The organism is Nocardia implantans, assembly GCF_035544775.1.
Classification (GTDB): domain Bacteria; phylum Actinomycetota; class Actinomycetes; order Mycobacteriales; family Mycobacteriaceae; genus Nocardia; species Nocardia implantans.
Genome location: NZ_JAYKYQ010000002.1, coordinates 81,183 through 98,743, shown reverse-complemented (window position 1 = coordinate 98,743; position 17,561 = coordinate 81,183). Strand labels below are relative to the sequence as shown.

Below are 17,561 nucleotides of genomic sequence, written 5' to 3'. Positions count from 1 at the left end.
ACACCCGCAACTAGTTCATTTCTCAACCAACAAGGAGCACGACATGTCGACCGGAACCACCAACGCGCTGACCGCAGGCACCTGGGCCATCGACCCCGCCCACTCCACCCTCGGCTTCTCGGTGCGCCACCTGATGGTCAGCAAGGTGCGCGGGCGCTTCACCGACTTCTCCGGCAAGCTGGTGATCGGCGAGGACGGCAGCGCCTCGGCCGAGGCCGAGATCCGGGTCGACTCGGTCACCACCGACAACGAACAGCGCGACGCCCACCTGCGCACCGCGGATTTCTTCCAGGCCGAGCAGTTCCCGGTGGCGACGTTCAAGTCCACCGGTTTCCGGGTGAACGGCGACGATTTCGTGGTGGACGGCGAATTCACCATTCGCGGCGTCACCAAGCCGGTATCGCTCGACGTGGAGTTCCTCGGCGTCAACCCGGGCATGGGCAACGGGCCGGTCGCGGGCTTCGAGGCCAAGACCGTGATCAACCGCCGCGACTTCGGCATCACCATCGACATGCCGCTGCCCGACGGCGGCGCGGTGATCGGCGACAAGATCACCCTCACCCTGGAGGTCGAGGTCGGCCTGCAGGCCTGATCCCCGGCGCCTCCCGCGCTCGGATGCCGGCGCGGGAGGCGTTTTCGGTCAGAAGAGCGTCATCGGCTCGGCGGCGGCCGGCTGCGGCAGGGGTTCCAGCTCGGGCAGCCTGGCTCTGACCTCGTCGTGGAAACGGCGGGCCAGCTCCAGCGAGCCCGCGTTGTCCGGCGTGTGCAGGAACACCGTGGGCGAGCGGCCTTCCCGCAGCCACTCGGCGACCGTGCCGACCCACGGCCGCCAGCCCTCGACGGTGCGCCGGACGTCGTCGCGGCCGTGGTACCGCACGATCGGGTATTCGGTCAGCGCCCGCATCCGGCGGCGCACCCGCGGCTTCTTCGCGGCCGCTTCCTGTTCCGCCGCGCTGGTGGGCGGACCGTCGAAAAGCACTGTGGTGTCGAACGGCACCCATTCGGCGCCGACCCTGGACAGCACGTATTCCAGCCTGCGCGCCGCCTGCTCGTCTTCGAAGAACGCGGGGTGCCGTACCTCGACGGCGGCCCGGTAGGTGCGCGGTAGTTGTCGCAGGAACCCGGCCAGCACACCGAGATCGGTGGGTCCGAACGAACCGGGCAACTGCACCCACAGGGCGTGGATGCGTTCGCCGAGCGGCTCCATCGCGGCGAGGAAGGACCGCAGCTGCTCCTCGACGCCGGTCAGCCTGCGTTCGTGGGTGATCGGCTTGGGCAACTTGAGCACGAATCGGAACGTGGGATCGCTTTGCCCCGCCCAGGATTCGACCGTTCGCCGCGACGGCGTGGCATAGAACGTCGTATTGCCTTCGACCGCGTTGCACCACGTGGCGTACCAGCGCAGCCGCTCCCCTGCGGAGAGCTGCCGTTCCTGCCAGGCCGCGTGCGCCCACATCGCACATCCCACGTGAAGCCGCATGCTTTCGACGCTAACCCACGCCCCCGACACGGCGACCGGTCGCCGAACTCACCGCCGCGCCGCCCGATTCCTCGACCGCACCCAGCCGAACGTCAACTCCACCGCGCGTCTCCAGTTCTCGTACTCGTCCTCGCGCAGCTGCGGGTCCATCCGCGGAACCCATTGGGCGGCAAGGCGCCAGTTGTTGCGCAAGCCTTCCAGGTCGGGCCAATATCCCACGGCAAGCCCCGCGGCGTACGCCGCGCCCAGCGAGACCGTCTCGGCGACGAACGGACGCGACACCGGCACGTCCAAGACGTCGGCCACGATCTGCATGAGCAGGTTGTTCGAGGTCATCCCGCCGTCGACGCGCAGTGCCGCCGCTTGCAGGCCGGAGTCGGCGTTCATCGCCTCCACCACGTCGCGGGTCTGCCAGGCGGTGGCCTCCAGCACGGCGCGTGCGATGTGGCCCTTGGTGATGTAGGAGGTCAGTCCGGCGATGAGGCCCCGCGCGTCGCTGCGCCAATGCGGCGCGTACAGACCGGAGAACGCGGGCACGACGTAGCAGCCGCCGTTGTCTTCGACCGTGCGCGCGAGGGTCTCGATCTCCGGCGCACTGGTGACCAGCCCGATGTTGTCGCGCACCCACTGCACCAGCGAGCCGGTGACCGCGATCGGACCCTCCAGCGCGTAGACCGGCTCCGGGCCGATCTGGTAGCCGATCGTGGTGAGCAGACCGTGCTCGGAGCGCACCAGGTCACGCCCGGTGTTCATCATGAGGAAACCGCCGGTGCCGTAGGTGCACTTGGTCTCCCCGCGCGCGAAACAGGTCTGGCCGAACAACGCCGCGTGCTGGTCGCCGAGCGCGGCGGCGATCGGGATACCGGGCACCACCCGGCGGGTGCTGCCGTAGGACGCGGTCGAAGGCTGGATGCGCGGCAGCATGCGTGCGGGGATGCCGAAGAACTCCAGCAGTTCGTCGTCCCAGGTGAGGGTGCGCAAGTTCAGCAGGAGGGTGCGGCTGGCGTTGGTGACGTCGGTGCGGTGCAGCCCCCCGTCGGGGCCACCGGTGAGGTTCCAGATCAGCCAGGTCTCCATGGTGCCGAACAGCACTTCGCCGCGCTCGGCGCGCTCGCGCAGTCCTGGCACCGAGTCCAGCATCCAGCGCAGCCGTGGGGCGGCGAAGTAGCTGGCCAGCGGTAGGCCGCACAGCTCGCGAATCCTTTCCGAGCCCGGCTTGCGCTCCAGGTCGCGGACCAGTTCCTCGGTGCGCACGTCCTGCCAGACGATCGCGCGCCCGATCGGCGTGCCGGTGCGGCGGTCCCACACCACGGTGGTCTCGCGCTGATTGGCGATGCCGAGCGCGGCGATCCGGTCGGCGGTCACGCCGGAATCCCGCAGGGCCTGCGGCACGATGCGCTCGACGTTGCGCCAGATCTCCAGCGCGTCCTGCTCGGCCCAGCCCGGCCGCGGATAGTGCTGCCGGTGCGGGCGCTGCGCGACGCCGACCAGCCGGGCACGCTGGTCGAACAGAATGCACCGCGTGGAGGTGGTGCCCTGGTCGATGGCCAGCACGTAACGCTGCTTCATGCTCGGCTGCTCCTGCTCCTGCTCGGCATCGGCTGGTCACCGCCGGGACGAAAGTCAGTCCCCGGCAGCGAGATCACGCGACACCGCCCGTGCGGCGTCGAGCACCTGACCGACCAGCGCGGGCCGGTGCCGCAACTGGGCGTCACAGAGCCGGTCCACGGCGCCGGTGATGCCGATGGCGCCGACCACGAGCCCGCCGGGGGCCCGGATCGGCGCCGCGATTCCCGCCTCGCCCGTACGGAATTCCTCGGTGTCGCCCGCCCATCCGGCCTGCCGGACGCCGCCGAGCGCCCTGGCGAGCGCGGCGCGGTCGACCAGGGTGCGGTGCGTGAGCGGGGCCAGCTCGGCGCGGCGCGTCGTGGCGGCCAGGTCGGTGTCGTAGGCGAGCAGGACCTTGCCCAGCGCGGTGGCGTGCGGCGGCAGCAGTTCGCCGAGTTCGAGCGCCTGCTGGGTGTTGTCCGGGCGGAACACGTGATGCACGACGACCACCGCGCCGTCCATCGGCGCACCGATCCGCACCGACTCGCCCGTGCGCGCGGCGAGTGCGTCGGCCCAGTTGATCGCGCGGGAGCGCAACTCGTTCGCGTCGAGGTAGCTGGTGCCCAGGTGCAGCAGCGCCGCGCCCAGTTGGTACTTGCCGGTGGCCGGGTCCTGTTCGACGAAACCGACGCCGTGCAGGGTGCGCAGGATGCCGTGCGCGGTCGGCTTCGGCAGATCGAGCGCGCCCGCGATGTCGCCGACGCCGAGCCGCCCGGAACCACGGGCCAGCAGCCGCAGCACGGCCGCCGCCCGCTCGATCGATTGGATCGCACCCGGCATATCGGACAACCTACCCGCGTCGTGATTCGACAATGTCGAACGATTGGTAATACCTGGGCAACATCATCGAAACCCAGTGTGAGCTGCGCCATACATCCTCCTCGCGGGTCGGACGGTAACGGCGCCGCCTTCCGGCAACCAGTCGAGGCGTTCGACAATGTCGAACGGCAGCGGTATCCGGGTTCCACGTCCCGCCGTAATTTCCGTTTCACGCACGGTCGCGTCCGCGACCTGTGGGGCGAACGGAGGCTCAACGATGAACTTCGGCTCGATCTTCCTCAGCGAAGCACTCGGCACAGGCGTGCTGGTGCTCCTCGGGGTCGGTGTGGTCGCGAACGTATTGCTGGCGAAATCCAAAGGGTTGGACGGCGGCTGGCTGCTGATCAACGTGGGGTGGGGGTTCGCCGTCCTGGCGGGCGTCTACGTCGCCTACAAGACCGGCGGTCACCTGAATCCCGCGGTCACCGTCGGCATCCTGTTCAGCGGCGCCGATGAGTTCGCCCCCGGCATCGCGATCTCCGGATCGACGACGCTCGCCTACCTCGGCGGCCAATTCGCCGGCGCGTTCCTCGGCGCGACCGTCGCCTACGTGGCCTACAAGCGCCACTTCGACGCCGAGACCGACGAGGAGAAGAAGCTCGCGGTGTTCGCCACCGGCCCCGCGATTCGCGCCCTGCGCTGGAACTTCGTCACCGAGGTGATCGGCACGTTCACCCTCGTCCTGGTGATCCTCACCTTCGGTCACACTCCGAGCGGGCTCGGCCCGGCCGCCGCCGCGCTGCTGGTCGTCGGCATCGGCGCCTCGCTGGGCGGACCGACCGGATACGCCATCAACCCCGCCCGCGATCTCGGTCCGCGCATCGCGCACGCGCTGCTGCCGGTGAGCAAACCCGCCCACGCCGAAGCGGTCCTGGTCCCGGTCGGCGCGGGCGCCCCCGCACCGGCCGAATCGGCCGACACCGAATCGCGCGGCAAGGACTCCGACTGGGGTTACGCCTGGGTGCCGGTGTTCGGCCCGCTGTTGGGCGGCGCGCTGGCCGGACTCGCCGCGCAGTTGCTGTTCTGAATCCTTCTCTCGTCCAATAGTTTCCCGAAAGGACCGCGATGAGCCAGTACGTCGGCGCCATCGACCAGGGCACCACGAGCACCCGCTTCATGGTGTTCGACCACGGTGGCAACGAGGTCGCCCGCCACCAGCTCGAGCACGAGCAGATCCTGCCGCGCCCGGGCTGGGTGGAGCACAATCCCACCGAGATCTGGGAGCGCACCCGCGCGGTCATCCAGACCACGCTGACCAAGGCCGATCTCGTCGCGAGCGACCTGGCCGCGGTCGGTGTCACCAACCAGCGCGAGACCACGGTGGTGTGGAACCGCAAGACCGGGCGGCCGTACTGCAACGCGATCGTCTGGCAGGACACCCGCACCGATCGCATCGCCGCCGACCTGGAGCGGGCCGGGCACGGCGACATCATCCGGCGCAAGTCGGGCCTGCCGCCCGCCACCTACTTCTCCGGCGGCAAGCTGCGCTGGATCCTGGAAAACGTTCCCGGGGTGGCCGAGGACGCCGAACGCGGCGACGCGCTGTTCGGCACCACCGACACCTGGCTGCTGTGGCAGCTGACCGGCGGAGTCGACGGCGGCGTGCACGTCACCGACCCGACCAACGCCAGCCGCACCATGCTGATGGACCTGGAGACCCTGGACTGGGACGACGAACTGCTGTCGGTGTTCGGGGTGCCGCGGGCGATGCTGCCCAGGATCGCCCCCTCGGCGAACCCGGACCTGTTCGGCACCACCCGAGCCGACGGACCGTTCGGCGGCGCGGTCCCGCTGGCGGGCGTGCTCGGCGACCAGCAGGCCGCCACCGTGGGGCAGGTCTGCTTCCGTCCCGGCGAGGCGAAGAACACCTACGGCACCGGCAACTTCCTGTTGCTCAACACCGGCACCGAGATCGTCCGCTCGCAGCACGGCCTGCTGACCACGGTGGCCTATCAGTTGGGCGCGCAGAAGCCGGTGTACGCGCTGGAAGGCTCCATCGCGGTGACCGGCTCGGCGGTGCAGTGGCTGCGCGACCAGCTGGGCATCATCTCCGGTGCCGCGCAGAGCGAATCGCTGGCCCGCCAGGCCGAGGACAACGGCGGGGTGTACTTCGTGCCCGCGTTCTCCGGGTTGTTCGCGCCGTATTGGCGCTCGGACGCGCGGGGCGCGATCGTCGGCCTGTCCCGCTACAGCACCAACGCCCACCTCGCGCGGGCGACGCTGGAATCGATCTGCTACCAGACCCGCGACGTGGTCGAGGCGATGCAGGCCGACTCCGGCGTGCGGCTGGACGTGCTGCGGGTGGACGGCGGCGTCACCGCCAACGAGCTGTGCATGCAGTTGCAGGCCGACTTCCTCGGCGTGCCGGTGTCGCGTCCGGTGGTCGCCGAGACCACCGCGCTCGGCGCGGCGTACGCCGCGGGGCTCGCGGTCGGCTTCTGGAACGACACCGACGAGCTGGAACAGAACTGGAACGAAGCCAAGCGCTGGCATCCGACCTGGTCGGCGGAGCAGCGCGAGCGTGGCTACGGGCGCTGGAAGAAGGCCGTCGCCCGCACCCTCGACTGGATCGACGTCGACGAATGAGGGGCGACGCCGTCCTATCCGAATAACACCGAAACAAGGAGAGATACCGCTGTGTCCGCACGATTGGACGCCCAGTACCGCGCCGGCGCGGTGAACGCACTCGGCGACACCGAGATCGACGTACTCGTCATCGGCGGCGGCGTGGTCGGCGCGGGCGCCGCCCTCGACGCCGCCTCCCGCGGCCTGACCGTGACCCTGGTGGAGGCCAGGGACTTCGCGGCGGGCACTTCGAGCCGCTCCAGCAAACTGATCCACGGTGGCCTGCGCTACCTCGAGCAGCTGGACTTCTGGCTGGTGCGGGAGGCGCTGAAAGAACGAAGCCTGCTGCTGCACCGGCTGGCCCCGCACCTGGTGCGGCCCGTGTCGTTCCTGCTGCCCTTGCGGCATCGGGTCTGGGAGCGCGCCTACCTCGGCGCGGGCGTCGCCTTGTACGACACCATCGGCGGCGCCCGCGCGCTGCCGATGCACCGGCACCTGTCGCGCACCCGCGCGCTGGAGCTGGCGCCCGCGCTGCGCGAGGACGCGCTCACCGGAGCGATCCGGTACTTCGACGCGCAGGTCGACGACGCCAGGCACACAATGATGATCGCGCGTACCGCCGCCCAGCACGGCGCGACCGTGCTCACCCGCACCAAGGTGACGGCGCTGCTGCGCGACGGCGAACGCGTCGTCGGCGCGGAGGTCACCGACCTGGAAACCGGCCGGGTGCACACGGTCCGCGCGCGCCGGGTGATCAGCGCCACCGGGGTGTGGACCGACGAGATGAACCGGATGACCGGCGTGGAGTTCCCGTTCCATGTCCGGATGTCCAAGGGCGTGCACATCCTGGTGCCGCGCCATCGCCTGCATCTGGACACCGGCCTGATCATGCGCACCGAGAAGAGCGTGCTGTTCGTCATTCCGTGGCACGGTCACTGGATCATCGGCACCACCGACACGGACTGGTCGCTGAGCAAGGATCACCCGGCCGCCAGCGACGCCGACGTGCAGTATCTGCTCGACCACGTCAACCGGGTGCTGCGTGAGCCGATCACCCGCGACGACATCGTCGGGACCTACGCGGGGCTGCGCCCGCTGCTGTCCGGCGCGTCGGCCGACACCGCGACGCTCTCGCGAGAGCACGCGGTGGCCGAACCGGTCCCCGGGCTGTTCGTGATCGCGGGCGGCAAGTACACCACCTACCGGGTGATGGCCGCCGATGTCGTGGACGCGGCGGTGGCGGGCCTCGGCCGCGCGGTCGCCCCGTCGGTGACCGAACACCTGCCGATCCTCGGCGCGGTGGGCTACCAGGAACTCGCGGCCGACCTCGACAGCCTGGCGCAGCGGGCGGGCCTGCCGCGCGCGACGGTCGAGCGGCTGCTCGGCCGCTACGGCTCGGCGATCACCGACCTGTTCGACCTGATCGCCCGCGAACCCGAACTGGGCCGCCCGCTCACCGGCGCGCCGGAGTACCTGGGCGCGGAGGCGGTGTACGCGGTGACGCACGAGGGCGCGCTGCACCTGGACGACGTGCTCACCCGCCGCACCCGCGTCTCCATCGAAACCGCCGACCGCGGTCTCGCCGCCGCGCCCGAGGTGGCCTGGCTGATCGGCGCGCACCTCGGCTGGGACGCCGCGGCCACCGAGCGGGAGATCAGCCGCTACCGCGAGCGGGTGCGCGCCGAACTCGCCGCCAACCAGGCAGCTGACGACGAGGCCGCCAACGCGGCCAGGATGGTCGCCGTCGCGTGAGCGTGCGTGGCACGGTTTCCGCGCGACCGTGCCACGCCGTGCTCACCGATCCATTCCGCCGTGGCCGCGCGGGGTCGACTCGTCGGTCTCGAGCTGCTCACCGGCGGGGTGCTCGTCGGCGTGCGTCGGTTTGGTGTGCTCGTCGGCGAAATCCGCGTCCTGCTGCATCGACTCCGCCGTCTCCGGATCGATATTCGGTGTGCTCATAACCCGCGCGTACCCGCGCCGACGTGGCCGACACCGCTCGCTGTGCCACGCACGGGAACCGGCCTTGACCTCAACGGCGGTTGAGGATGGAGCATGGATCGCATGACTCGTCCAGTGGAAATGTGGAACACCGTCTACGACAACGACACCGCCCCCTGGGTGATCGGCGAGCCGCAACCGGCCATCGTCGCGCTGGAACGGGAGGGCGGTATCACCGGCCGTGTACTGGACCCGGGCTGCGGCGCGGGTGAGCACACGATCCTGCTGACCCGGCTGGGATACGACGTGCGCGGAATCGATATGTCGCCGAGCGCGGTGGCGTACGCGCGCGCCAACGCGGCCCGCCACGGTGTGCCGTCGGCCGTGTTCGAGGTGGCCGACGCGTTGGCCCTCGGCGACCGGCCGGACTTCGCCGGTGACCCGCCCGGCTCCGCCCCCGCGTTCGACACCGTCGTCGACAGCGCGCTGTTCCACGTCTTCGGAACCGACGACGAGGCGCGCGCCGCGTACGTTCGCAGTCTGCACGCGGTGTGCAAGCCGGGCGGCACGCTCCACGTCCTCGCGCTCTCGGATGTCGAGCCGGGCTTCGGCCCGCGCATCAGCGACACCTTGATCCGGGAGTCGTTCCGCGACGGCTGGACGGTGGAGGACCTGCGGCCGACCCGCTACCGGGGCCGGGTCACCGACGTGGTGGCCGATCAGGTGACGGGCCTGGAGATCTCGGAGTCCGGACAGGTCGACGCCGCCGCGTGGCTGGCTCGCATCCGCCGGGTGTGAGCCGTCCGGCTCACACCCCCTTGGGGGCTCTGCTGCCCATGAAACCGAACAGGTACCCCGCGACCCGCCGCATCTGGATCTCCTCGGCGCCCTCGGTGATCCGGTAGCGCCGGTGGTGCCGGTAGATGTGCTCGAACGGCTTGTGCCGGGAGTAGCCGAGGCCGCCGTGCACCTGCATGGCGCGGTCGGCGGCCTCGCAGCACAACCGGTTGGCCCAGTAGTTGCACATCGAGACCTGCTCGGAGACGGCGAAGGTGCCGTAGGTGTCCATCGACCACGCGGTCTTGTGGATCAGGGCGCGCAGCATCTCGCACTGGGTGTGCAGCTCAACCAAAGGGAACTGGATCGCCTGGTTGGTAGCCAGCGCCTTACCGAAGGGCTTGCGCTCTTTGGCGTAGGCCACCGACTGGTCTATACAGTACTGCGCCGCACCGAGGCTGGACGCGGCCTGGCGGATGCGGTTCTCGTTGAAGAAGTGCTGCACCACCGCCAAGCCGCGTCCCTCGCCGCCGAAGACCGCGGTGTCCGGTACCCGGACGCCGTTCAGCGCGACCCTGGCATGGTCGGTGGGCATGTTGAAGGTCCACAGGTACTCCTCGACCACGAACCCCGGTGCGTCGGTGGGCACCAGGAACGCCGTGATGCCCGCGGCGTCGCCGGGACCGCCCGAGGTGCGCGCGAAGATCAGGTCGGCGTCGGCGATGTGCACGCCGGTGTTCCAGGTCTTGCGCCCGGTGATCACCCAGGCGTCGCCGTCACGGACCGCCGAGGTCTCCATGTGCGTCGCGTCGGAGCCGTGCTCGGGCTCGGTGATGCCGAAGGCGAAGAACTTCGTTCCCGAGGCCAGCCCGTCCACCCACTGCGCCCGCTGCTCGGGTGTGCCGTACTCGAGCATGAGCAGCAGGCCGACATTGTTGGCGACGATGGCGTGCTCGTTCTGCAGATCGCAGTGCAATCCGAGGCCACGGCGGGCCAGGTGCTCGCGGATCACGGCCATGCCGAGGTTGGTGCCGTCCCGCCCGCCGTATTCCGCGGGGAACGCGTACCGCAGGTGCCCTGCGGCGTCGGCGCGCCTGCGGACCTCGGCCAGCAACTCCTCCCACTCGGCGTTCGGCAGGCCGCCGCGCTCCCAGTCGGTGCGGGCGTCCTCGCGCCGGTGGTCGAAGAAGCGGATGTTGTCGTCGGCCTGCTCCAGCGGGGTGATCTCCCGGTCGATGAAGGCGTCGAGTTCGGCCAGGTAATCGACCAGTTCCGCAGGTAGCTCGAAATCCATCGGCAGTCAGCCTTTCGCAGTGGGTCGGATCTGCATCAGCAGATCCCATTCGATTTCCGACACGCGGCGCCCGCTGGCGGCCATCACGATGTCGCGCACGCTGCCGTCCAGGTGGGCCGCGGCCTGCCCGGCCAGTCCGACGCCCCAGCCGAGCGTGCACATCGCCTTCCACCAGCGGAACCGGTCTTCGTCGAAGCTGCCGCCGCCGCGGTGGTATCCGCGCAGGAACGCCTCACGGCCCGCGAGGCCGCCGAACTCCCGGTCGTCCGCGCGGAAGCGCCACATGCGCAGCGCGGGCCAGGCCACGTCGCGCATCGGATCGCCCTGACGCTGCGCGCCCTCCCAGTCGAGCACGGCGCGCAGCCCGTCGGGACCGACGACGATATTGCCGTTGCGCAGGTCGGTGTGCAGCAGCGCGGTGCGGGGCGGCGCGGGCGGGCAGTGGCGTTCCAGCCAGCGCAGCGCCAAGGCGAACACCGGGCGGTCCGGCAGCAGTGCGCGCACCTGCGCAGCGGCCTCGACCAGCTGACGCTCGGGATCGGCCGCCGCTGCGGGCAGCCGCGCGGGCGCGGCGGCCGGATCGATCGCGTGCAGGCGGCCCATGGCCTCGCCCAACTGCTCGGCCACCCGTTCGCCGAGGCCCGAGGCCTCGGCCAGCCGTAACACCTTGCGCGGCACGGTCTCTCCATCGATGCGCTCGGAGACCACGAACGGGCCACCGACATAGCCTGCCTCGGTGCAGATCGCCACCACGGGCGGCACCGGGACGCCGTGGGTGCGCGCCAGTTCCCTGACCGCGGCCTCCACGTCCACCGGGACCAGCTCGATCGCGCCCGGCACGATGGTCGCGACCAGCCGTCGCGTCCCGCCGCCCAGATCGGCCTCGAAGGCGACATTGCGGCGGCGGGCGCCCGCGGACAGATATTCGACGTTCGTCACCGTCACCGACCGGTTCCCGGCCCCGAGGAACTCGGCCAAGCCGCGCGCCAGGTCGGCGCTCACTCGGCCGCCCACTCGTCGTACCCCGGCTTGGCGATCGCCAGATCGGCCCGCACGACGGAGACCAGCGCCGCCCAGAGCTGCTCGTCATCGCCCTCGGCCACGGCGGCGAGCAGCGCACGCTCCCGCTCGGCCGCGGCGGGACCGGATTCGATCTCCCTGCGCACGATCCTGGCGAGGTTGGCCCCCACCCGCGCCTTGTGCTGCAATCCCGCGGGCAGGGCGGGCAGCAGCGTCTCCTCGAGCAGCTCGGCGAGCGAGTCCAGCAACTCCGCTGCCGATGGGCGATTCTGCATTCGTTCCCCTCGGTCGACTCCGGCCCTCAGCATGGCACGCGTCCGCGCGGTCCCGATCGGTACTTTCGGCCGTCACGCGTGGCCGCGCAGTCGTAGAAGCCCGTTTCGCTGCCGGTCAGCGCCAGCGATAGTCGATCTCCATGCGGGGTGAACGTATGGCGGGTTGCGGTCGGGGGCCAGCGGTTCACCCGCCGAAACGTTTCCTTTGCGATGGCTGGGAATACGCCGTGAGTGAACTTCTGCTCGAGGTCGTGCCGGGGTCGGTCGGTAAACTGCGAGGGGGAAAGTGGGCGCGCGTGCGCCATTTGTCGCGCCGGGCGAGCACAGGGAGAATGCATGGCGACCAGTCCCGTCCGATCCGGCATCGTCGCGGGGTTGGCCCTGGTCATGGCGGTGCTCGTCGGGGCGTGCTCGTCCTCGCCGGGGCCGGGCGGCGCACCTGGTGCGGCGGGTTCCGCGCCCGCGCCGATCACCATCACGCCCGCTTCCGGTGCACGCGATGTCGATCCGCTGGCGCCGGTGCAGGTGAGCACCTCCGACGGCCAGCTCACCTCGGTGCGGATGACCAATGAGCAGGGCAAGGCCGTCGAGGGCATCATGACGCCGGACAAGACGGCGTGGAAGCCCACCGAGCCGCTCGGTTACGGCCGCACCTACACCGTGACCGCGGAGGGTTTGAGCATCACCGGCCGTACGGGCCCGACCACATCGACCTTCTCCACGCTGACCCCCAACAATCAGACGAAACTGTCACTGACCACCACGGGCGGCACGCCGCTGTCCGACGGCGGCACCTTCGGCGTCGGCACCGTCGTGGTGGCCCACTTCGACGAGAACATCCCCGACCGCGCCGCCGCCGAGAAACGCCTCTCGGTCACCACCGATCCGCCGGTGGAGGGCGCCTGGTACTGGCTGGACGACCGCAACGCGCATTGGCGTCCGAAGGAGTACTACGCGCCGGGCACCAAGGTCAGCGTGGCGGCGAACATCTACGGCCAGGAGCTGGGCGGCGGCCTCTACGGCCAAGAGGACACCAAGACCACGTTCACCATCGGCGCATCGCACATCTCGATCGCCGATGACAACACCAAACAGATCCAGGTCTTCGAGAACGGCAGGCTGATCCGCACCATGCCTACCTCGATGGGGATGGGCGGCAGCGAGGTCGTCGGGGGCAAGACGATCACGTTCTGGACCCAGCCCGGGATCTACACGGTCATGGACAAGGCCAATCCGGTGATCATGGATTCCTCCACCTACGGCCTGCCGATCAACTCGCGTCTCGGCTACAAGGAGGCCATCGGCTGGGCCACCCGGATCAGCACCGACGGCATCTACCTGCACCAGCTCGATTCCACCATCTGGGCCCAAGGCAACACCGACGTCTCGCACGGCTGTCTCAATCTCAGCGGGGAGAACGCCCAGTGGTTCTTCAATTTCGCCGTCCCGGGTGACGTGGTGGAGGTCCGCAACACCGGCGGCGCCCCGCTGGAGGTCTGGCAGAACGGTGACTGGGGCGTGCCCTGGGACCAGTGGGTGCGCGGCAGCGCGCTCCACTAGAGCCGGCACACCGGCCGGTCTTGCCGATGGCGGGAAGCTGCACTACATTCCTGCACTCGCGAGACCACCCGGTCTCCCCTCCCCGCGCGACGTACCCGCGACGGCACCGCGTGGGACCCGCGTTGACGATCGGAGCCGGCTCGATGGCGATGCTGCTGTACTACCTACTCCTACCGCTCTATCTGGCCGAATCTCTCGTCAACCTGCTGGATTGAGCTGGGGACCGATACAGCGCGATCGCCGCCGGGCCAGAGGCACGCAGACATACACCACTCACAGAGCCAGCTGAGCCGGGGAGCGCGTCGAACGTTCCGGCGGGCGATGTCAACCGGCTTGCTCGCCCCCCGGCGGCTGATGGAAGCCGGGCCCGGCCTTGGGTTCCACGTCGCGCGGGTCGATCGGTTCGCGGCAGTGGTCGCAGACCAGCATGGGTGAGGTCGAGTGGCCGCAGGTGCGATGTTCCAGGACGACCGGCCTGCCCTCCGGCCCGGCCAGGTGGTTGTCACCCCAGACCATCATCGCCGTGACGATCGGATACAGCTCGCGGCCCGCTGCGGTCAGGTGGTAATCGACCCGGCCGCCGCCGTGGTCGGTGCGAGTGAAGATTCCCGCGTCGATCAGCATGCGCAGGCGGCTGGTGAGCAGATTGCGGTTGGTGATGCCGATATTGCGGGCGAAATCGCTGAAACGGTGCACCCCGAAGAACGCCTCGGCGATGAGCAGGATGGTCCACCGGTCGCCGAGCAGTTCGACGACGCGGGTGACCGAATCGTCGACCGGACGCCGCAGTGTCATGGCGCCATCTTCGCATCTCGCTGCGGTATTGCTTTCCTACCGGCAGTATCGGAATAATACTGATCGAGACCGGTGCCCGTTCCGGGCCGGACAGCTGGGAGTGTCGATGACGACCACGAACCACCCGACCGACGACTACGTGCGTCTGCTCGACCCCGCGGTGCGGCCCGACCCGTATCCCGTCTTCGCACGGCTGCGCGAGACCGCCGCGTTCCGGATCGGCACGGCTCCGGTGGTCGTGCTGACCCGCTACGCCGACTGCGCCGCCGTGCTGCGCGATCCGCGCGCGAGCGTCGACCGGTCGCTGGCCCGGTTGCAGCTCGGCTCCATGCCGATCTACGACGGCACCCGGGAAAACGGTGCGGCGCGGGCGAAACCGTCGTTCCTGTTCCTGGATCCGCCCGACCACACTCGCCTGCGCCGCCTGGTGTCCAAGGCGTTCACCCCGCCCGTCGTGCGGAGCCTCGAGCCGAGGATCACCGAGATCGTCGACGACCTGCTCGATCAGCGCGCCGGCGCGGGCAGCCTCGACGCCGTCGATCACTTCGCCTATCCGCTGCCGGTGACCGTCATCTGCGAACTGCTCGGCGTCCCGCTGGCGGACGAAGCGCGGCTCAGCGCCTGGTCCGCGCTGCTGTCGCGCACGCTCGACCCCACTTCGCGCGCGGCCGCCCAGTTCCGCGCCGACCCGGCGGAGATCCAGCGCGCGGGCACCGATTTGTACGCCTATTTCGAAGAACTCATCGACCGCCGCCGCCACACCCCCGGCCCCGATCTGCTGTCCGAACTCATCGCCGCCGAAGACGCCGGAGACGCGCTCACCCATGCGGAACTGATCTCGACCTGCGCATTGCTGCTGGTCGCCGGGCACGAGACGACGGTCAACCTGATCGCCAACGCCACCCTCGCCCTGCTGCGCAGGCCGGACGAACTCGCCGCCCTGCGCGCGGACCCGGACCGGGCGCAGGGCGTCGTCGAGGAGACGCTGCGCTTCGACCCGCCGGTCCAGTTGATCCCGCGCATCGCGGCCGACGACCTGACCGTCGGCGGCACGGACATCCAGCGCGGTGACCTGGTGGTGCTGCTGATCGCCGCCGCGCACCGCGACCCGGCGATGTTCGGCGACCCCGACCGATTCGATCCGGCGCGGGAGAACCGTCACCTGGCCTTCGGCCTCGGGGCCCACTTCTGCCTCGGCGCTCCCCTGGCCCGCCTGGAGGCGCGAGTGGCGTTGACCCGGTTCGCGCAACGCGTCGAATCACCCCGGCTGACGGTCGATCCGCCACCGTATCGGGAGCACGTCAACCTGCGCGGGCCCGCGCACCTGCCCGTCGAATTCGCCGCGATCGCTCCCCGGTAGCTCAGCCGTCGTAGGAGACGTGCGGCGTCCAGCCCTCGGCGGGGCGGATGGCCGCCGCGTACAGCGCCTCCGCTACCCGGTCCCTGGTGAACGCTCCCTCGCCGAGAACGCCGTTGACCTGCACCGCGACCGCTCGGATCCCGTCGGGCGCGAGGGTGGCGTCCAGACTGGCGACCAGGTTGCGCACCGCCGCCTTCTGCACACCGAGCGAGGCGGCTCGGTGCCAGGGCTTGTCCGCGGCCGCGCTGCCGGTGACCAGCACGCGGGCGCCCTCGGACAGAAAAGGACGCGCCGCTTGCACGGCCGGCAGCAGCGCCCCCGCGCCCACGGTGACGTCCTCGATCAGCTCGGCGACCGTCAGTTGCAACGGATCGGCCTCCCGGAAAACGCTGGGGTTGAAGTGCAACACGTCGATGCGGCCGTGCCGCTCGCCCACTCCCGCGACGACGCGGGCCACGTCGGCGGGGTCGCGCAAATCCACGCCGACGCCTTCGGCTTCGAACCCTTCCTCGCGCAACTGCGCCGCCAGCGGTTCGGCCTCTTCGGGTAACCGGCAGGCCAGCACCGTCGTGAAGCCGTCGGCGGCGAACAGGCGGGCGACCGACAGCCCGACGCCTGGACCGGCGCCGAGCACCAGCAGCACGGTCATCGTTGTCCGCCTCGGGTCCGGGACCCGATACCGGCCTGGCGCGGCGTTCGACCTGGGGCGCGCCGCGGCCGATCACCCACCGGGCCGGTCGCCACCGACGTGTCCGATCGGCCAGCTGGGAACTCGTTCGCGCGCAGGCGGCTCGCACCGATCATTCGACGACGGCCTTGATCCGCTCGAGGGTCTCGCGCATGCCCTCGACGTTGGTCTTGCCGCGCGCCCAACCGGCCAACAGCCAATACAGTCGCAGCACCGGATTGCTGTGCAGCTGGAACGATTCGGTGACCTCGGTGCCGCCGTCCACCGGCCGGAAAACGTAGCGCCAGGTGTTGATCGGCATGCCCCGCGGTCCGAGCACGGTGAACGCGAACTCCCGGCCGGGCTCGCAGGCGTCGATACGGCACACCGTCGCGTACTTCAGTCCCCAGCCGTTGCGGTTGACATGACCGCGGAACTTCACCCCGACCGCGGGGCCGGTCGCGCCGCCGAGCCACTCCGCGGCGAACGTCTCGGGACTGAACCGCCCGGTGTTCTCGATGTCGCTGACCAGTTCCCAGATCTTGTCCGCCGGGGCGGCCATCCGGACCGTGACGCTGTCGTGCATGCGCCGAACGCTAGCAGGCGGTGCGCCCGCCGCTTGCGGCCGCGACCGCACCGCCGCCAAGCGGTACGCCCAGCCGTCCACGTCCGCCAGCCGCTGGTCCGGCCGCAGCACCCAGCAGGCGGCGAGCAGATCATGACCGAAGTGCGCCAGGGCCGCGTGCTGCGGCCAGTGTTCGCGGGTCCACTCCGGGTCGTCGGTCGCCGAGTCGATGCCGCTGCGCACCACGCCGACCAGCTCGAATTGCAGGTGCTGGACCAGCACCCACGCCGCCGCGTCCATCGGCTCACGGCGCAGCCGGTCGAGCAGCGCGCGGGCGGCGGCGCGCACCCGGTGTTCCAACCAATGGAAGGTGCGCCGGTGTCCGTGGGGCGCGACCCCGCGCAGCGCGAGCACGGCGACGGCGACACCGAGCAGCGTCTCCCAGAGCCGATCCCGGATCACGGGTCCGATCGGCCCGCCCGTCGTGGCGACTCCGCCCGCGATCAGGGCGACCGGCGTGATGAAGACGACGGCCAGCGCGTAGTTGCGCGGCACGAACAGCTCGATGCAGAACTGCAGTGCGGCGACCAGCGCGATCAGCGCGTATCCGGTCGGCCCGAGCTGGTAGATCAGCGCGAAGAGTCCGAGACCGGCGATGGTGCCGACGAACCGGTGGATGGCCCGCACCTGCCCGCGCACCCGATCGGGCCCGGTCTGCAACACGATGAGGGCGCTGAGCACCGCCCAGTGCGGCCGATCCAGACCCAGCAGCACGCTCAGGCAGCCCGCGCCCAGGCAGCCGGCGGCGACACGCATCGCGCTGATCGCCGCGTGCGAG

At 70.3% G+C, this 17,561-nt stretch carries 17 protein-coding genes and 1 pseudogene; 7 read left to right on the top strand and 11 right to left on the bottom strand.

Annotated elements, in window-relative coordinates; translation table 11 throughout:
* Positions 1–43: 43 nt before the first annotated feature.
* On the top strand, positions 44–592 hold the full coding sequence (locus U3653_RS04715; protein ID WP_195077399.1) for a YceI family protein: 549 nt from the start codon (positions 44–46) through the stop codon (positions 590–592).
* A 48-nt stretch (positions 593–640) separates the two neighbouring features.
* Here the strand turns inward: U3653_RS04715 and U3653_RS04710 are convergent, their stop codons facing one another.
* Genes U3653_RS04710 through U3653_RS04700 form a run of 3 tightly spaced genes read right to left on the bottom strand, consistent with a single transcriptional unit; the run spans position 641 to position 3,868 of the window.
* Entirely contained in the window at positions 641–1,480 is an 840-nt protein-coding gene (locus tag U3653_RS04710) for a DUF72 domain-containing protein (RefSeq protein WP_323123942.1), read from the bottom strand.
* Between the two features lie 48 nt (positions 1,481–1,528).
* Complete coding sequence (gene glpK / locus U3653_RS04705; protein ID WP_195077398.1) at positions 1,529–3,049, bottom strand: glycerol kinase GlpK; 1,521 nt, start codon at positions 3,047–3,049, stop codon at positions 1,529–1,531.
* A gap of 54 nt (positions 3,050–3,103) precedes the next feature.
* Positions 3,104–3,868, bottom strand: a complete 765-nt coding sequence (locus U3653_RS04700; protein WP_195077397.1) for an IclR family transcriptional regulator — start codon at positions 3,866–3,868, stop codon at positions 3,104–3,106.
* 256 nt (positions 3,869–4,124) lie between these two features.
* On the opposite strand from U3653_RS04700, the gene U3653_RS04695 reads away from it, so the two are divergent.
* Genes U3653_RS04695 through glpD form a run of 3 tightly spaced genes read left to right on the top strand, consistent with a single transcriptional unit; the run spans position 4,125 to position 8,224 of the window.
* Positions 4,125–4,934, top strand: a complete 810-nt coding sequence (locus tag U3653_RS04695; protein WP_195077396.1) for an MIP/aquaporin family protein — start codon at positions 4,125–4,127, stop codon at positions 4,932–4,934.
* 38 nt (positions 4,935–4,972) lie between these two features.
* Positions 4,973–6,493 (top strand): glycerol kinase GlpK, encoded by a 1,521-nt coding sequence (gene glpK, locus U3653_RS04690; protein WP_195077395.1) that lies wholly within the window; start codon positions 4,973–4,975, stop codon positions 6,491–6,493.
* Between the two features lie 51 nt (positions 6,494–6,544).
* Positions 6,545–8,224 (top strand): glycerol-3-phosphate dehydrogenase, encoded by a 1,680-nt coding sequence (glpD, locus tag U3653_RS04685; protein WP_195077394.1) that lies wholly within the window; start codon positions 6,545–6,547, stop codon positions 8,222–8,224.
* A gap of 42 nt (positions 8,225–8,266) precedes the next feature.
* On the opposite strand, the gene U3653_RS04680 is transcribed toward glpD, so the two are convergent.
* Entirely contained in the window at positions 8,267–8,431 is a 165-nt protein-coding gene (locus tag U3653_RS04680) for a hypothetical protein (protein WP_169810691.1), read from the bottom strand.
* A gap of 102 nt (positions 8,432–8,533) precedes the next feature.
* Here U3653_RS04680 and U3653_RS04675 point away from each other — a divergent pair, with 102 nt between their 5' ends.
* Positions 8,534–9,208, top strand: coding sequence for a class I SAM-dependent methyltransferase (locus U3653_RS04675; protein ID WP_323123943.1), 675 nt, complete (start codon positions 8,534–8,536; stop codon positions 9,206–9,208).
* A 10-nt stretch (positions 9,209–9,218) separates the two neighbouring features.
* Here U3653_RS04675 and U3653_RS04670 read toward each other — a convergent pair whose 3' ends face one another.
* From U3653_RS04670 to U3653_RS04660, 3 genes are read right to left on the bottom strand one after another with little or no spacing between them, the layout of a single operon-like run.
* Positions 9,219–10,481: an acyl-CoA dehydrogenase family protein gene (locus U3653_RS04670; protein WP_195077392.1), complete on the bottom strand. Its 1,263-nt coding sequence runs from the start codon at positions 10,479–10,481 to the stop codon at positions 9,219–9,221.
* A gap of 6 nt (positions 10,482–10,487) precedes the next feature.
* Complete coding sequence (locus tag U3653_RS04665) at positions 10,488–11,483, bottom strand: phosphotransferase family protein (RefSeq protein WP_195077391.1); 996 nt, start codon at positions 11,481–11,483, stop codon at positions 10,488–10,490.
* Positions 11,480–11,776: a DUF6285 domain-containing protein gene (locus U3653_RS04660; RefSeq protein ID WP_195077390.1), complete on the bottom strand. Its 297-nt coding sequence runs from the start codon at positions 11,774–11,776 to the stop codon at positions 11,480–11,482. Before U3653_RS04660 ends, U3653_RS04665 begins: the two co-directional genes overlap by 4 nt.
* A gap of 336 nt (positions 11,777–12,112) precedes the next feature.
* On the opposite strand from U3653_RS04660, the gene U3653_RS04655 reads away from it, so the two are divergent.
* Positions 12,113–13,336: a L,D-transpeptidase gene (locus tag U3653_RS04655; protein ID WP_195077389.1), complete on the top strand. Its 1,224-nt coding sequence runs from the start codon at positions 12,113–12,115 to the stop codon at positions 13,334–13,336.
* Positions 13,337–13,660: 324 nt separating this feature from the next.
* Here the strand turns inward: U3653_RS04655 and U3653_RS04650 are convergent, their stop codons facing one another.
* Positions 13,661–14,131 (bottom strand): winged helix-turn-helix transcriptional regulator, encoded by a 471-nt coding sequence (locus U3653_RS04650; RefSeq protein WP_195077388.1) that lies wholly within the window; start codon positions 14,129–14,131, stop codon positions 13,661–13,663.
* A gap of 106 nt (positions 14,132–14,237) precedes the next feature.
* Here U3653_RS04650 and U3653_RS04645 point away from each other — a divergent pair, with 106 nt between their 5' ends.
* The gene (locus tag U3653_RS04645) at positions 14,238–15,491 is read left to right on the top strand and encodes a cytochrome P450 (RefSeq protein ID WP_195077387.1); all 1,254 of its coding nucleotides are present in this window, start codon (positions 14,238–14,240) and stop codon (positions 15,489–15,491) included.
* Position 15,492: 1 nt separating this feature from the next.
* On the opposite strand, the gene U3653_RS04640 is transcribed toward U3653_RS04645, so the two are convergent.
* The 3 genes and pseudogenes from U3653_RS04640 to U3653_RS04630 all read right to left on the bottom strand — a co-directional run.
* Positions 15,493–16,140, bottom strand: coding sequence for an SDR family NAD(P)-dependent oxidoreductase (locus U3653_RS04640; protein ID WP_195077386.1), 648 nt, complete (start codon positions 16,138–16,140; stop codon positions 15,493–15,495).
* A gap of 151 nt (positions 16,141–16,291) precedes the next feature.
* Positions 16,292–16,744, bottom strand: coding sequence for an SRPBCC family protein (locus U3653_RS04635; RefSeq protein WP_084486269.1), 453 nt, complete (start codon positions 16,742–16,744; stop codon positions 16,292–16,294).
* Between the two features lie 399 nt (positions 16,745–17,143).
* Positions 17,144–17,539, bottom strand: a pseudogene (locus U3653_RS04630) (FUSC family protein); the annotation flags it as partial.
* Between the last annotated feature and the right edge of the window lie 22 nt (positions 17,540–17,561).

Excerpts from the sequence above, each read along its gene's own strand:
- U3653_RS04650 (WP_195077388.1), bottom strand. The coding sequence starts at position 14,131 with ATGACACTGCGGCGTCCGGTCGACGATTCGGTCACCCGCGTCGTCGAA.
- U3653_RS04655 (WP_195077389.1), top strand. The coding sequence starts at position 12,113 with ATGGCGACCAGTCCCGTCCGATCCGGCATCGTCGCGGGGTTGGCCCTG.
- U3653_RS04710 (WP_323123942.1), bottom strand. The coding sequence starts at position 1,480 with ATGCGGCTTCACGTGGGATGTGCGATGTGGGCGCACGCGGCCTGGCAG.
- U3653_RS04680 (WP_169810691.1), bottom strand. The coding sequence starts at position 8,431 with ATGAGCACACCGAATATCGATCCGGAGACGGCGGAGTCGATGCAGCAG.
- glpK (WP_195077398.1), bottom strand. The coding sequence starts at position 3,049 with ATGAAGCAGCGTTACGTGCTGGCCATCGACCAGGGCACCACCTCCACG.
- U3653_RS04700 (WP_195077397.1), bottom strand. The coding sequence starts at position 3,868 with ATGCCGGGTGCGATCCAATCGATCGAGCGGGCGGCGGCCGTGCTGCGG.
- U3653_RS04670 (WP_195077392.1), bottom strand. The coding sequence starts at position 10,481 with ATGGATTTCGAGCTACCTGCGGAACTGGTCGATTACCTGGCCGAACTC.
- glpK (WP_195077395.1), top strand. The coding sequence starts at position 4,973 with ATGAGCCAGTACGTCGGCGCCATCGACCAGGGCACCACGAGCACCCGC.
- U3653_RS04640 (WP_195077386.1), bottom strand. The coding sequence starts at position 16,140 with ATGACCGTGCTGCTGGTGCTCGGCGCCGGTCCAGGCGTCGGGCTGTCG.
- U3653_RS04645 (WP_195077387.1), top strand. The coding sequence starts at position 14,238 with ATGACGACCACGAACCACCCGACCGACGACTACGTGCGTCTGCTCGAC.
- U3653_RS04695 (WP_195077396.1), top strand. The coding sequence starts at position 4,125 with ATGAACTTCGGCTCGATCTTCCTCAGCGAAGCACTCGGCACAGGCGTG.
- U3653_RS04635 (WP_084486269.1), bottom strand. The coding sequence starts at position 16,744 with ATGCACGACAGCGTCACGGTCCGGATGGCCGCCCCGGCGGACAAGATC.
- U3653_RS04660 (WP_195077390.1), bottom strand. The coding sequence starts at position 11,776 with ATGCAGAATCGCCCATCGGCAGCGGAGTTGCTGGACTCGCTCGCCGAG.
- U3653_RS04715 (WP_195077399.1), top strand. The coding sequence starts at position 44 with ATGTCGACCGGAACCACCAACGCGCTGACCGCAGGCACCTGGGCCATC.
- U3653_RS04675 (WP_323123943.1), top strand. The coding sequence starts at position 8,534 with ATGACTCGTCCAGTGGAAATGTGGAACACCGTCTACGACAACGACACC.